Genomic DNA, 12,811 nt, shown 5'->3' with positions numbered 1-12,811 from the left:
CCATCGCCGACCAGACCGGCGCGCCTCCACCATCCATCTCGGCGAGGCTGCTTTCCCGAACCTCCAGCGATGCACGGTCGTCGACGGCGCAGACCTGGCCTTTGGTCCCTATGGCGTGAAGGTCTTCAAGCGTCCCCACGGCGACACCGGCTGGGTGCTGGGCAAGCTGTTGCACGGGAAGACGCCGAACACCCTCCCCCTTGCCCCGAACGGCGCCGTCAGCATCGAGCGCCGCGTCCACAAGCCTGAGCCCTGATCGGCCGCCGAGCCTGCATGGCTCGACGGCCTTGGGGTCAGAAGCCGAAGCGGGCGCCCAGTCGCAGGCTGCCGCCTTCACGATCGCCGCCATAGTCGCCGCCGGCTTCCAGGAACGCGATCGCCCCGCCCACGGCGCGGAAGCTGACCCCGGCCAGGACTTGACCATAGGTGCGGCCGCCGTCTCGGGACAGGCGCTCAATCTGGCCGCCGCTGGCGAAGTCCAGCTGGTTCTTGATCGTCAGGTCATGAACCACGAACGCCGCGCCGTAGGTGCTTAGCACGCCGCCCAGCAGGTCGTTGCGCGCGGTCCCCCGCACGCCCGCCTTGGCCACGAAGCCGGTAGCGTTCTCGAAGTCCAGCCGCTGGCCGGCGACCAGCATGTCGTCCAGACGCGTGCTGACATAGGCGATGCTGACCAGCTTCTCATAGGACAGGCCGCCGTCCTCGGAACGCCCGCCCGCCTCGATCTGGCCGCCGTACGAGGTCCCGTCGAACTTGGCGGCCAGGCCGTCCAGATCCGCCCGCGCCTTGATCGACTGACGGTCGACCTTGGCCAGGGCGTTCAGGAAGTAGCCGCTGCGGGTCAGGCTGAGATAGCCGCCGAAGTTGGCCACGCCCAGATCCACATCCTGACCGGCGACGCCGCTGAAGCGCATCTTGGTGTCGAGATAACCGGCCGTCAGGCCCGCCACGACATGCTCGTCGCCCAGGCTGACATTGATCAGGTCCACACCGACCTGGCCGCCGTAGCTGGTCTGACGATAGTCGGTGGTGACCTTGCGGTCGCCCGAGGCGATGCTGTCTTCGCGATCCATCCGCTGGCCCAGCACCTGTCCCCACAGGCCCGGACCATTGGCGGCCTCGCCCGCCTCGCGCAGGCCAGCGACGTGGGCGCTCCAGGCGTCCGCCGTCTGACGCCAGGCCGCGCCCGCGCCTTCGGAGATCTTCAACGCCTCGAAGGCCCGCCGGCCAGCCTGCCCTTGCAGGCGATAGGTCGCCGCGGTCGGGTCGAACACCACGCTGTAGTGGATGAAGCCGATCTCGTCGTTCTCGATGCTGAAGGCGTCCTTGGCCGAGCCGACGCCGGCCTTGACCAGGATCGGGCCTTTGTCGCCGGTCAGCACCGCTGTCTGAGTGGTGAGACCGCCCAGGACGATGGCCGTCTTGCCATTGGCGACATCGCCGACGATCAGCTGGTCGGCGCCGCTGGCCCCGACATCCAGGCCCAGGCGGCCCTGGCCTGCGCCGTTATAGTCGTCCGGCATGGCCAGAACGTCGCCGACCCGGCCATTGCGCATGTCGATCATGCCGCTGTTCTTCAGACCCTCCAGCGACAGCAACGTCACGTGGACCGGCGCCGTCGCATTGGCCCCGACGGTGATCGTGCCGTTGTTGGTCAGCGAGTCCGAACCCTCGCCGAAATTGATGTCCTCGAAGAGATCGACGGTCTTGTCGTTGGTGATGGCGTCGGCGCCGTCGGTGAGCTCGGTCCCGCCGAAGTTCCGTGATGCCTCCTGAGCGTTGGCCGCCAGCGGCGAGCCCAGGAGAAGAATGAGAGGGGTAAGCGCCGCCAGGATCCGTTTGGGCGGCAGAGATGGGTCCGCGGCCGGCGTGAGTCCGCCGACACGGTGCGTTGCATTCAACACTTACAGACTCCGTAAGCGATCGCGCCCCCGCGATGGCGGCGATCTACAATGGCGCGCACGTCGCGATCAAGGTTGTGGGCGCATCCCGCGACTCGCTCGCAAAAGCGCCGCGTCCTTGCGCCTCGACAATCCCCCCGTCTGGCGAATCCGGGAGCCTCGATGTCCCCCTAGTCGAGCCGGAGTCCCGTCATGACCTTCGAAACCGCCCTGGCCGCGGAAATCTGGGCGTCGAAGTATCGCTTCCACCCTGCGGAAGGCGGCGGCGACGCCACCGTGCAGGACACCTGGGCCCGCGTGGCCGACGCCGTCGCTCAGGCCGAGGACCCCGACCACCGCAGCGCCTGGCGCACCCGCTTCCTGTCGGCGCTGGAGGACTTCCAGTTCATCCCTGCCGGGCGGATCCTGGCCGGTGCCGGCACGGCGCGGTCGGTGACCCTGTTCAACTGCTTCGTCATGGGGACCCTGCCCGACGACCTGCCCGGCATCTTCGACCACCTGCGCGAGGCGGCCGTGACCATGCAGCAGGGCGGCGGCGTGGGCATGGACTTCTCGACCATCCGTCCCTCCGGCGCGCCGGTCCGCGGAGTCGGTGCCGACGCCTCGGGGCCCCTGAGCTTCATGGACGTCTGGGACTCGATGTGCCGCACCATCCTGTCGGCCGGCCAGCGGCGCGGGGCGATGATGGGCTGCCTGCGCATCGACCACCCCGACATCGAGGCCTTCATCGACGCCAAGCGTAACGCCACGCGCCTGCGCAATTTCAACCTGTCGGTCCTGGTCACCGACGCCTTCCTGGAAGCCCTGCAACGCGACGAAGCGTGGCCGCTGACTTTCGGCGGCGAGACCTATCGCACCGTACCGGCCGCCGATCTGTGGAAGCGGTTGATGCAGGCCACCTATGACTGCGCCGAGCCGGGGGTGATCTTCATCGACCGGGTCAACGCCCAGAACAATCTGGCCGATTGCGAGACCATCAGCGCCTCGAACCCCTGCGGCGAGCAGATGCTGCCGCCCTATGGCGCTTGCCTGCTGGGCTCGATCAACCTGGCGCGGCTAGTGCCCGAACCCTTCACGCCGGGCGCGGCGCTGGACCAGGAGCGGCTGGCCGAGCTGACCCGCACCGCCATCCGTCTGCTGGACAACGTCATCGACATCTCGCGCTTCCCGCTGGAGGCGCAAGGCAAGGAGGCGCGCGACAAGCGCCGGCTGGGCCTGGGCATCACCGGCCTGGCCGACGCCCTGATCTTCTGCGGCCAGGCCTATGGCTCGGAAGAAGCCGCCGAGACCACCCGTCGCTGGCTGGGCGTGATCAAGCGCGAGGCCTATCGCGCGTCCGCCGAACTGGCCGCCGAGAAGGGCCCTTACCCGTTCTACGACCCCGCGATCCTGGACCGACCCAACCTGCTGGACCTGGACGACGACACCCGCGCCCTGATCGCCCAGCACGGTCTGCGCAACGGCTGCCTGACCTCGATCGCGCCCACCGGCACCACCTCGATCGTGGCCGGCAATGTCTCATCGGGCGTCGAGCCGGTGTTCGCCTATTCCTATGTCCGCAAGGTGCGCCAGCCCGATGGCAGCACCCGTGACGAGGCGGTCGAGGACTACGCCCTGTCGGTCTGGAAGCGCCTGCGCGGCGACGAGGCCCCGCCGGCCGACGTTTTCGTCACGGCCCAGACCCTGACCCCGGCTCAGCACCTGCTGATGCAGGCCGCCGCGCAGGAGATGGTCGACAGCTCGATCTCCAAGACCGTCAACTGCCCCGAAGACATCGACTTCGACCGCTTCTGCGACGTCTATCTCGAGGGCTGGCGGATGGGCTGCAAGGGTCTGACCACCTATCGCCCGAACGCCATCACCGGCTCTGTGCTGTCGGTGGCCAGCGACGCGCCGACCGCCCCGCCGGAGCCGACGCATCTGCTGGCCCGCAGCGACGCTCTGGATGGCGTCACCTACAAGATCAAGTGGCCGCACAGCGCCCACGCCGTCTACGTGACCATAAACGACGCCCCCGACGGCGAGCGGCCGTTCGAGATCTTCGTCAACTCCAAGAACATGGAGCACTACGCCTGGACCCTGGCCCTGACACGGATGATCTCGGCGGTGTTTCGGCGCGGCGGCGACGTGGCCTTCGTGGCCGAGGAGCTGAAGGCGGTGTTCGATCCCCAGGGCGGCGCCTGGCTATCGGGCCGCTACGTCCCCTCGCTGCCGGCGGCGATCGGCGGGGTCGTGGAACGGCACTTGGCGCGCACGCCGAGCGAGCCGCGCAAGGCCGAGCCGGTGGAAGCAGAACCCGAAGCCGCAGCCCGTCCATTCGTGCCTCGCGCCTGCCCCCGCTGCGGCGGGGCCAATCTGATGCGCAAGGAGGGCTGCGACAGCTGCCTGGACTGCGGCTATTCCAAGTGCGGTTAAGCCGCGCCTTGTAAGGCTCGGGTCAGCGCTTCGGCGCTGACCTGACGCAGCACAGCGTCGGGGTTTTCGTAGACCGCCCCGTTGGCGCCGTGCTCGCGGCACTCGACGCTGGCGACCCAGCAGCGACCCTTGGTGGCGATCGCGATCAAGTTCTGGGCGTGCTCGAAGACGTGCGCGGCCAGGGCCTCGGCGCTGACGCCGGGGACGATGCGCACCTGGGCCAGGCCAAGACGCTGCAGCCGCTCGAACTCGGCACGCGCCGGGTCGTCGGCGGCGACCAGCAGGGTGTGGTCGAACATGTGGTGCAGCCAGTCGCGGATCGCGCCGAAGCCGCTTTTGCCGAAGTCGACGACCCAGCCGCGCGTATCCAGCTGCTCGGCGGCGAAGTCGAACACGAAACCCAGCGAATAGCCATGTAGCAGCTGGCAGTGGCTCTCGGCCGCCCACTGGCGATAGGCGCAGGACAGGCCCCGGTCCGCGCCATAGGTCTTGATCGAACGATAGGCCATCAGGCGACCACGCCGTCCTCGTGGGCGGCGCGCTCGCGGCTGGCCTGACCCATCAGCACGCCGGCCGCCGGCATCGGATTGTCGATCAGCGGATCCGGTCCGGCCAGCCGCGCCAGCAGGGCCGGCTTGGCGATGGTCACCAGCGGCCCGTCGACCTGGACGCCGTATTCGCTGAGCGCTGCGAAGGCTCGCGACAGGCTCTCGGGCGTGACGCCCAGCAGCGAGGCCAGCATCCGCTTCTGCAGCGGCAGGCGCACGATCGACCCGCCCTGCCGGCGCTGCTGGACGATCAGATAGTTGGCCAGGCGCACCAGCGGCGCGCGCAGCTTGTAGGCCTTCAGGGTGCGGACCACGCCGCTGTAGCAGCCCGACAACTCCTCGATCACCGCCAGGGCCACGCGCGCATCCTCGCGGATGATCCTCCGGAAGATCTCGCCGGGCACCATCAGCAGCTGGCTGCGCGCCAGGGTGCGGGCAGTCATCAGGGCCGGCGCCTCCAGCACCACCGAGGCGACGACGAAGGTCGACAGCGGTCGCAGCACGGCCAGGGTCGAGTCGCGGTCGCGCCAGGTGCCCTCCAGCTCCACCGCGCCCTGCAGCAGAATGTACAGGAAGTCGTTGTGGTCGCCTTCGGTGACCAGGTCGGCGCCCTTGGGCGTCCACTGCAGGAAGGCGCTCTGGCTGATGAGCGTCATGGACTCGTCGCTGGCGTTGGCCAGCAGCGGCAGCTCGCGGATGCGGGCCAGATCGGCGGGTTTGATCGACATGAGGGGCGTCTCGGACAGCGGTCGGGTCATCGACCCTAGCCCCCGGCGCCCGACCTGACGTTGCGCCACGTCAAACTTCCATCAAGCGCAGCCTTGGCGAGGCTCAAGGAACATCGGTCATCTTTGCGCCCCGACAACGTTCGCGGCGGCCCCTCGCGCGAGACTGGCGGTTCTTCTTGGAGACCGCCCATGTCCACCGCCCAACGCCGCCGGGAATATGCCGGCCCTCCCCTGTTCAGCTACGGCTTCCGACCGTTCTTCCTGTCGGCGGCGGTGTGGGCTACGGCGGCGGTCCCGCTGTGGGTCTGGACCTTCCTGGGCGGACCGCTGGCCATCGACCGCAACTGGCACGTCCACGAGATGCTGTTCGGGGTCATCGCCGCGGTGGTCGCCGGCTTCCTCACGACCGCCGTGCCCAACTGGACGGGCCGGATGCCGGTGATCGGCGCGCCGCTGGCGGGGCTATGGATCCTGTGGCTGGCCGGCCGGATCGCCATGCTGACCCCGCCGGCCTTCGCCCCCTGGGCCGCCGTGATCGACAGCGCCTTCCTGGTGGTGTTCGCCGGGGTGATCGCCCGCGAGGTGCTGGCCGGCAAGAACTGGCGAAACCTGCCGATCGCCCTGCTAACCGGCGTACTGGCCCTGGCCAATATTGGCTTCCACCTGGACACCGCCGTGGGTCTGGGCGGCCTTAATCTTGGTGGCATGGGCGAGCGCGTGGCCATCGGCGTCGTCGCCATCATGCTGGCCCTGATCGGCGGCCGGGTGACGCCCAGCTTCACCCGCAACTGGCTGAAGGCCCGCGCCATCGCCGTCGAGCCCGCCGTCTTCGGCATCGTCGACAAGGCCGCCCTGGTCCTGACCGTCGCGGCCATGCTGCTGTGGGTCGTCCTGCCGACCACCGCCCCGGTCGGCGCCCTGCTGGTCCTGGCGGGCCTGGTCCACGCCGTGCGGCTGTGGCGCTGGCGCGGCTGGGCCGCCCGCCGCGATCCGCTGGTGGCCATCCTGCACGTCGGCTACGGCTGGCTTATCCCCGGCCTGATCCTGCTGGGCCTGGGCGTCGCGGGCCTCATCCCATCCTCGGCCGGCCTGCACGCGCTGACGGCGGGCGCCATGGGCGTCATGGTCCTGGCGATGATGACCCGCGCCAGCCGCGGCCACACTGGCCGTCCCTTGCAGGCCGATCGCACCACCGTGGCGATCTACCTGGCCGCCAATCTGGCCACGATCCTGCGGGTCGCCGCGCCCCTAGTCCCCGAGGCCATGGCCGGCCTGCTGGGCCTGGCCGCCCTGCTGTGGGGCCTGGCGTTCGGCGGCTTCGCCATCGTCTACGGCCGGATGCTGGTGACACCCCGCCCCGCCAAGGCCTAGAAAGGCCGCATGCAGCTGCCCACGATCGCCTGGAGCGTCATCACCGTCGCGCTAGGACCGTTCGTGGGCAGCTTCATCGGCCTGCTGACCCTGCGCCTGCCGGCCGAGCGGCCCTGGGCGGCGTCGCGGTCGGCCTGTGACGGCTGCGGCCGCAAGCTGACGCCGATCGACCTGGTCCCCATCCTCAGCTTCGCGGCTCTGCGTGGCCGCTGCCGGACCTGCGGCGCCGCGATCCCCAAGCGCTACCTGCTGCTGGAACTGGCCTGCCTGGTCCTCGGCGCCTGGAGCGTCTTGGTGTTCCCCGGCCCGCTGTCCCTGGCGACAGCCGTGTTCGGCTGGTGGCTGCTGCTGCTGGCGACGATCGACGGCGAGCACTTCTGGCTGCCGGACATGCTGACCCTGCCGCTGGGCGTCGTCGGTACAGGGGTGTCGATCCTGGTGATGGGCCAGCCTTGGACCGAGCCGCTGCTGGGCGCGGCGGCCGGCTTCCTGTCGCTGTGGCTGGTCGCCTTCCTCTACCGCCTGCTGCGCGGCCGCGAGGGCCTGGGCGGCGGCGACCCGCGCCTGCTGGGCGCCATCGGGGCCTGGACCGGCTGGACCGGCCTGCCCTCGGTGGTGCTGTGGGCCGGCGTCGCGGGTCTCAGCGTGGCGGCGGCGCAGCTGATCCTGCGCCGCAAGGTCGCCCTCGACGACCGCCTGCCGTTCGGCGTCTTCCTGGCGATCGGCGCCTGGCTGACCTGGCTGCTAGGCCCCCTGCACAGCCTTCTGGCGCGCTGAGGGCAGCAGCGGCACGGTCACGATCTTTCGCACGCCCGCCGCGTCCTTGACGAAGCCCTGGTCCAGCGCCGCCTGGACCAGCAACGGATCGGCGATGGCCATGGCGATCTCGGCCTGGAACCGCCCCGCCCCGTCGACGCGCAAGGTGATGGCCGTGGCCCCGCCGCCGTTCACAGGCGTCAGGCGCGTGACCCAGTCGCCGCCGATGCAGGCCGGCGTGCCGGCAAAGGTCGTCTTGCCGAACAGCGGATCGGCGGCCGGCCGGAAGCGGACCTGGCCCTCGGCGCGCTGGCACTGGCCGTCGCGGAACAGCACGGCCAGCTTCTCCAGCTCGACGCGGCCGGTCAGCCCCTCGACCTCGAGCACGGCTGCGCCGGTAAGCTTGTCGACGCCCTTGTCCTTGCCGTTGCGCAAGACGGCGGTGCGGGCCGACGCCTTGTCCGAAACGGCGATGCGCGTCTCGCCGGTCAGCAGGGCCAAGGGCGAGAGCCCGACCTTGAACGTGCCCAGACCCCGGCCCTGAACGGTGGTCAGGCGCACCTTGCCGCCCCACACCGTGCCGCTGGCCTCAGCCACGCGCACGGCGGCGCCGTTCGACAGTCGATCGGTCAGCAGGGTCACCGGGGCCAGGACGATGACGAGGACGACCGTCAGGGCGACCAGCAGGATAATCAGCAGGCGACTGCTCACGCCGCGGTCCTCCCGAAGGTGACCTCGGCCTCGACCAGGCCATTGTCCAGGCGCGAGGTGGTGACGCCCACCACGGACAGGCCCGACTGGCGCTCCAGCCCGGCGATCCAGGTCAGCAGGGCGCGAGCGTCGGCGGCGGTGATCCAGATGGTGAAGGCGCCGTCGGCCTCCTGGCGCTTGCGGGCGATCGGCGCGCCCAGGCTGGCGGCGCTGGCCTCGACGATCGCGCCGACCGGCCGGGTGTCGGCGGCGCGCGGCGCGGCTTGGCGCGAGGCGACGGCGAGCGCATCAGCCTGCTGGCGCGCGATGGTGGCACGTTCGCGGGCGTCTTCCGCCCCCAGCCTCAGGGGCTGGATGACACCGTAGAAGCCGACGACCGCCACGATCGCGGCGGCCATCACCGCCAGCAGCACCCGCTCGCGCGGCGTGCGGCTGTCCCAGGCCTGCAGGGCCGCGCTCATGGTTTTCTCCTGACGATCAGATCGCTGGTCACCCGCTGGCCTTCGGTCACGGTGCCCTGCTCGACCAGGTCCAGGCCACCGGCCTTCAGGGCGGTGCGCAGCTGGTCCAGGTCCGAATAGTTGGCGTAGGACACCGACGAGCGGATCGCCCCGTCGTCGCGGCCATAAACGAGGGTGTCCAGCCGCATCCCGGGGGCCGAGCGCACGGCGGTCAGATAGGCCGCCGCCAGGTCGCCGAAGCCCTGCCGCTCGCGGGCGGCAAGGCGCCCCAGGGCGTACTTGGCCGGATCCTCGTAGCGCGCTGCCTGCGGGACCAGCTTGACGGCGGCCGCCCGGTTCTGGCGCTCCAGCTTGCCGGCCGCGAGGCTGTCGCGAGCGACCTGGGCGCCCAGCAGGATCAGCGGCGAGACCACCACCACGGCGGCCAGGATCGCCAGCCGTTTCCAGCCGCCCGCTTGCCCCTCGGCGCGTGGCGCGAACTGACCTTGCAGCAGGTCGAGGGCCGGATGGGCGGCGCTGGCCAGCAGGTGGCCGTCCAGGGTCGCGGCCGAAATGTAGCGGTGCGGCTGGTCGCCGACGACGGCCGAAGCCAGCTCCGGCTCGGCGCTGAACGCCAGGCCGGGACCGCGTACGCCCAGCCCGTCGCCGAACGCGGCCAGCACCATCCTCCCCTCGGCGTCGTCGGGCAGCAGCAGGTAGTCGGGCGTCGCGCCGGTGACGGTGACGCCCAGGTCCTGAGCGGTTTGTAGCGCCGCGCGCAGCCGGTCACGCTCGATCCAGGCGACCTGGATGCGCCCCTCGGCGTCGCGCTGCCCCACGGCGATGTGCAGGCCGACGGCGTCGGTGGCCACCTCACCCTCGATGCGGAAAGCGGCGGCGGCGCGGGCTTGGGCGGCGCTGCCGGCGGGCAGCTCCATCCAGCGGCTGACCACGGCCGCGCCGGGCAGCACCAGCAGGGCCGAGCCCCCGTCCTGTTGATCGGCCGACAGGACACGGCGCACGGGGCCGTAGTCGCCGGGCTCGACGATCTCGGCCGGCCCATCGGGGCCGCTGGGCAGCAGAAGGAGGCGCTGTTGGGTCATTCTTCCAGGGTCCAGCGGCGGGCGACGAGGCGGATCCGGTCGACGGATCCGGCCTCGAACAGCGCGGTCATGAAGGTGGAGCCGCCGGCCAGGCCGACGCGGCTCTCGAGCGAGAAGTAGCGGGTGCGGAACTTGATCTGGTTGCGCACGCCCTCGATCGGCGGCGTGGCGGCCAGGGCCTGCTGGCCCCAGAAGGCCTCGACGTCCGACCAGCCTTGCGCCGGACGGGCGTTCAGCACCCGGCGGGCGCTCTCCAGCGGCACGGCCCCGGTGGTGATCGCCGACAGCACGACGGCCTTCTCCACCGGCAGGGTGTTGACGTTGACCGGCGACAGTTCGGTGGTCGGCAGCGCGCAGACATAGGGGCGCAGGCGCGCATAGAGCTCGGGCGTGAAGCCGCGCACCGCGCGCAGCTCGCTGACCTCGGCCAGGGGGCCGCCGGCGGTGCGATAGGGAATGCCCCCCTCGGCATAGCCGTCGTCCTCGGTCCCGGGCGGGCCGACGTCGTTGCTGTCGGCCCACTGGGCCAGGCTCTCGGCCAGTTGCGGACCATCGCCCACGCCCAGCAGGCTCAGCAGGCTGGCGAACTGGCGCACGCCCAGCTCGCGGCGGCGGAACGGCTCGCCGGCATTGGCCTCGACCACGCTGTTGAGGTTGAAGCAGTCGGTAGCGTCGCTGACCTTGGCCTGGATGACGCCGTCCTCGATCGGGAACTCGACGACCCGGCCATTCCAGCCGCCCTCCAGCAAGGTCTTGTTCTGGTCGCGGCGCAGCAGCTGGTCGATGCGGTTGCGGGCTAGCTGCTCGCCGCCCAGGGCGAACCACCGGGCCTGGGCGCCGATCTGGGCGTTGGACGCACGGCGGATGCCGAAGCGGATGTCCTCCAGCACGCCGACCGCGATGATGCCGATCACGGCCACCATCAAGAGCACCGTCAGCAAGGCCGCGCCTTCCTCGTGGGGTCGCTTCATCGGCCCTCTCCCGAGGTCAGGAACAGCTGGTCGATCTGGCCCAGGTCCGTCAGCTGCATGTTCAGTCGGACGGCGGCGGGGATGTCGCTCTGCGGATCGCCCTTCCAGGCGGGAGTCCAGGCGCCGGCCGACAGGAAGGCCGGCTCGATGGCGCGCACGTCGCGCAGCAGCACCTGCGGCGGCCCCAGGCGCGCACCGTCCAGGGCCGGGCGGGCGCGGCGCTCCAGCCGCCCCTCGACCAGGACGTATTCGACATATTGCAGCGAGGCGCGGGCGGTCGCGTCCGGGTTCTCCCAGCCGCGGCGGGTGAAGGCCAGGATCGGTCCGCCCCCGCCCCAGGGGCTGCCACCGGCGAAGGCGGTCAGGGCCGGCAGGCCGTCCTCGCCGCGCGTGCGGCGGGCCGCGGCTTGGGAGAGGTCGGCCTTGAGGATGGCGCGGGCCCGCTGCAGCTCGGTATAACGGTCGACATGGGCGCGCACGCGCTCCTGGTTCGTCAGGGTCGAGCCCATCACCGCCACGCCGGCCGCGCCGATCAGGGCGAAGATCAGCAGGGCCACCAGCACTTCGACCAGGGTGAAGCCGTTCTGTTTCATCGCGCCGCCCTGAACAGGGTCGCCTGCGCGGAGGGCGTGCGCCCGCGCGGCGAGGAGACGGCGATGTCGACGCGGACCAGGGCCGGGTCTGACGTGCGGTTGACCTGACGCACCCAAACCCAGGGCCGATTGCCGGCCATCTCGATCCCGGCGGTCCGGCCCAAAGTCAGCGGCCCGGCAGCGGTCATCACCTCGACCGCGCGATTGTCCAGCACCACCTCGGCCAGGGCGCGGTCGGCCAGGCGCGCGCCGGCGCGGGTGTTCTCGCCCGCTAGGTTCAGCAGGGCGAGCGCCGCCAGGCTGAAAATCGCCAGGGCGACCAGCAGCTCGATCAGGGTGAAACCGGCTTCAGAACGGGCGCGGGGCATCGAGCGAGACGTTCCCTGCGGTGTCGACGACGACGGTGCGGCGCGCATCGCCGCGCGCGAAGGCGAACTCGGCCGGGGTCGCCTGGCCGGTGGATTCAAAGACGACGGCGGCCTCGGGCGCGATGGTCACTTGCGTGCCAATCGTCCAGGCGCCGGCGCGGAACGGCGGCGTCTCCAGCGGCTGCCAAGCGCGGCCCTGGCGCTGCTCGAAGCGGTAGCCGTCGGCGGCCAGCACCACGCGCACCTGGTGATTGGCGAACACCGCCTCGTCGCGGGCGCGCAGCAGCACGGCGCCGAAGCGCTCGGCCTCCTGCGGCAGGCTGGGGCCGCCGTTGGGCAAGGCGACCACGACGGCGCTGGCCAGCAAGCCCATGATCACGAGAACGATCATGAGCTCGACGAGGGTGAAGCCCCCTCGCCGTCCTTTGCGGGTCTGGCGATCAGCCCCAGTTGCCAATGTCGGCGTCCTTGCCCTCGCCGCCCTCGCGGCCGTCGGCGCCGAACGAGAAGACGTCGATCGCGCCATGCTGGCCCGGCGAGCGGTACTGGTAGTCGTTACCCCACGGATCCTTGGGCAGGCGACGGATATAGCCGCCCTCGCGGAAGCGGTCGGGCTGGGCCAGGCTGGCCGGCGGCGTCACCAGGGCCTGCAGGCCGTCCTCGGTGCGCGGGAAGTTGAAGGTGTCCAGGCGATAGCTTTCCAGCGCCTGCTCCAGCACCGAGACATCGGCCCGGGCCTTTTCCTTCATCGCCTTGTCCTGGCTGGGCAGGACGTTGATCGCCACGACGGTAGCCAAGAGGCCCAGGATGACGATGACGACCATCATCTCAACCAGGGTGAAGCCGGCCTCGCGCGAACGGCGGCGACGACGGCGCGGGGACGTGTTGGGGGCGCTCATCTCGGGC

At 70.8% G+C, this 12,811-nt stretch carries 15 protein-coding genes; 4 read left to right on the top strand and 11 right to left on the bottom strand.

Annotation, left to right across the window (positions count from 1 at the left end):
• The first annotated feature begins 115 nt into the window (after positions 1-115).
• The gene (locus ABDW31_RS07850) at positions 116-256 is read left to right on the top strand and encodes a hypothetical protein (RefSeq protein WP_184718032.1); all 141 of its coding nucleotides are present in this window, start codon (positions 116-118) and stop codon (positions 254-256) included.
• 37 nt (positions 257-293) lie between these two features.
• Here ABDW31_RS07850 and ABDW31_RS07845 read toward each other — a convergent pair whose 3' ends face one another.
• Entirely contained in the window at positions 294-1,904 is a 1,611-nt protein-coding gene (locus ABDW31_RS07845) for a hypothetical protein (protein WP_184718030.1), read from the bottom strand.
• A 189-nt stretch (positions 1,905-2,093) separates the two neighbouring features.
• Here ABDW31_RS07845 and ABDW31_RS07840 point away from each other — a divergent pair, with 189 nt between their 5' ends.
• Positions 2,094-4,316: an adenosylcobalamin-dependent ribonucleoside-diphosphate reductase gene (locus ABDW31_RS07840; protein ID WP_184718028.1), complete on the top strand. Its 2,223-nt coding sequence runs from the start codon at positions 2,094-2,096 to the stop codon at positions 4,314-4,316.
• Here the strand turns inward: ABDW31_RS07840 and ABDW31_RS07835 are convergent.
• Together ABDW31_RS07835 and ABDW31_RS07830 are read right to left on the bottom strand one after the other, a co-directional pair.
• On the bottom strand, positions 4,313-4,825 hold the full coding sequence (locus tag ABDW31_RS07835) for a 6-carboxytetrahydropterin synthase (RefSeq protein WP_184718026.1): 513 nt from the start codon (positions 4,823-4,825) through the stop codon (positions 4,313-4,315). The two genes, ABDW31_RS07840 and ABDW31_RS07835, sit on opposite strands and share 4 nt — an antisense overlap.
• Positions 4,825-5,592, bottom strand: a complete 768-nt coding sequence (locus tag ABDW31_RS07830; RefSeq protein ID WP_184718024.1) for a cyclic nucleotide-binding domain-containing protein — start codon at positions 5,590-5,592, stop codon at positions 4,825-4,827. The genes ABDW31_RS07835 and ABDW31_RS07830 overlap by 1 nt, the downstream gene beginning before the upstream one ends.
• 189 nt (positions 5,593-5,781) lie before the next feature.
• Between ABDW31_RS07830 and ABDW31_RS07825 the strand changes: the two genes are divergently transcribed.
• The gene (locus ABDW31_RS07825; protein ID WP_184718023.1) at positions 5,782-6,963 is read left to right on the top strand and encodes an NnrS family protein; all 1,182 of its coding nucleotides are present in this window, start codon (positions 5,782-5,784) and stop codon (positions 6,961-6,963) included.
• A 9-nt stretch (positions 6,964-6,972) separates the two neighbouring features.
• On the top strand, positions 6,973-7,740 hold the full coding sequence (locus tag ABDW31_RS07820) for an A24 family peptidase (RefSeq protein ID WP_184718021.1): 768 nt from the start codon (positions 6,973-6,975) through the stop codon (positions 7,738-7,740).
• Here ABDW31_RS07820 and gspN read toward each other — a convergent pair.
• From gspN to gspG, 8 genes are read right to left on the bottom strand one after another with little or no spacing between them, the layout of a single operon-like run.
• Positions 7,708-8,430: a type II secretion system protein N gene (gspN, locus tag ABDW31_RS07815; RefSeq protein ID WP_184718019.1), complete on the bottom strand. Its 723-nt coding sequence runs from the start codon at positions 8,428-8,430 to the stop codon at positions 7,708-7,710. The two genes, ABDW31_RS07820 and gspN, sit on opposite strands and share 33 nt — an antisense overlap.
• Positions 8,427-8,891, bottom strand: coding sequence for a type II secretion system protein M (gene gspM / locus ABDW31_RS07810; RefSeq protein ID WP_184718010.1), 465 nt, complete (start codon positions 8,889-8,891; stop codon positions 8,427-8,429). Before gspM ends, gspN begins: the two co-directional genes overlap by 4 nt.
• A complete protein-coding gene (gene gspL, locus ABDW31_RS07805) occupies positions 8,888-9,973 on the bottom strand; it encodes a type II secretion system protein GspL (protein ID WP_343698459.1) in 1,086 nt (361 codons plus the stop codon). The genes gspM and gspL overlap by 4 nt, the downstream gene beginning before the upstream one ends.
• Positions 9,970-10,944: a type II secretion system minor pseudopilin GspK gene (gene gspK, locus ABDW31_RS07800; protein ID WP_184718007.1), complete on the bottom strand. Its 975-nt coding sequence runs from the start codon at positions 10,942-10,944 to the stop codon at positions 9,970-9,972. Before gspK ends, gspL begins: the two co-directional genes overlap by 4 nt.
• Positions 10,941-11,537 carry a type II secretion system minor pseudopilin GspJ gene (gene gspJ / locus ABDW31_RS07795; protein ID WP_184718005.1) on the bottom strand — a complete coding sequence of 199 codons (597 nt, stop codon included), beginning with the start codon at positions 11,535-11,537 and terminating at the stop codon, positions 10,941-10,943. Before gspJ ends, gspK begins: the two co-directional genes overlap by 4 nt.
• A complete protein-coding gene (gspI, locus tag ABDW31_RS07790) occupies positions 11,534-11,905 on the bottom strand; it encodes a type II secretion system minor pseudopilin GspI (RefSeq protein ID WP_184718004.1) in 372 nt (123 codons plus the stop codon). The genes gspJ and gspI overlap by 4 nt, the downstream gene beginning before the upstream one ends.
• Positions 11,886-12,431, bottom strand: a complete 546-nt coding sequence (locus ABDW31_RS07785; protein WP_184718003.1) for a GspH/FimT family pseudopilin — start codon at positions 12,429-12,431, stop codon at positions 11,886-11,888. Before ABDW31_RS07785 ends, gspI begins: the two co-directional genes overlap by 20 nt.
• Complete coding sequence (gspG, locus tag ABDW31_RS07780) at positions 12,346-12,804, bottom strand: type II secretion system major pseudopilin GspG (RefSeq protein WP_184718001.1); 459 nt, start codon at positions 12,802-12,804, stop codon at positions 12,346-12,348. The genes ABDW31_RS07785 and gspG overlap by 86 nt, the downstream gene beginning before the upstream one ends.
• Positions 12,805-12,811: the final 7 nt, after the last annotated feature.

It is taken from the genome of Caulobacter sp. (genome assembly GCF_039596335.1).
Taxonomy (GTDB): Bacteria; Pseudomonadota; Alphaproteobacteria; order Caulobacterales; family Caulobacteraceae; genus Caulobacter.
The sequence above is the reverse complement of the archived record's forward strand: the minus strand, read 5'-3'. Positions and strand labels throughout refer to the sequence as shown.

Bases quoted from the DNA above. Each gene is read 5' to 3' on its own strand.
- ABDW31_RS07840 (WP_184718028.1), top strand. From the start codon at position 2,094: ATGACCTTCGAAACCGCCCTGGCCGCGGAAATCTGGGCGTCGAAGTAT.
- ABDW31_RS07835 (WP_184718026.1), bottom strand. From the start codon at position 4,825: ATGGCCTATCGTTCGATCAAGACCTATGGCGCGGACCGGGGCCTGTCC.
- ABDW31_RS07830 (WP_184718024.1), bottom strand. From the start codon at position 5,592: ATGTCGATCAAACCCGCCGATCTGGCCCGCATCCGCGAGCTGCCGCTG.
- ABDW31_RS07825 (WP_184718023.1), top strand. From the start codon at position 5,782: ATGTCCACCGCCCAACGCCGCCGGGAATATGCCGGCCCTCCCCTGTTC.
- ABDW31_RS07820 (WP_184718021.1), top strand. From the start codon at position 6,973: ATGCAGCTGCCCACGATCGCCTGGAGCGTCATCACCGTCGCGCTAGGA.
- gspM (WP_184718010.1), bottom strand. From the start codon at position 8,891: ATGAGCGCGGCCCTGCAGGCCTGGGACAGCCGCACGCCGCGCGAGCGG.
- gspL (WP_343698459.1), bottom strand. From the start codon at position 9,973: ATGACCCAACAGCGCCTCCTTCTGCTGCCCAGCGGCCCCGATGGGCCG.
- gspK (WP_184718007.1), bottom strand. From the start codon at position 10,944: ATGAAGCGACCCCACGAGGAAGGCGCGGCCTTGCTGACGGTGCTCTTG.
- gspJ (WP_184718005.1), bottom strand. From the start codon at position 11,537: ATGAAACAGAACGGCTTCACCCTGGTCGAAGTGCTGGTGGCCCTGCTG.
- gspI (WP_184718004.1), bottom strand. From the start codon at position 11,905: ATGCCCCGCGCCCGTTCTGAAGCCGGTTTCACCCTGATCGAGCTGCTG.
- ABDW31_RS07785 (WP_184718003.1), bottom strand. From the start codon at position 12,431: ATGGCGCGATCGACGTCTTCTCGTTCGGCGCCGACGGCCGCGAGGGCG.
- gspG (WP_184718001.1), bottom strand. From the start codon at position 12,804: ATGAGCGCCCCCAACACGTCCCCGCGCCGTCGTCGCCGCCGTTCGCGC.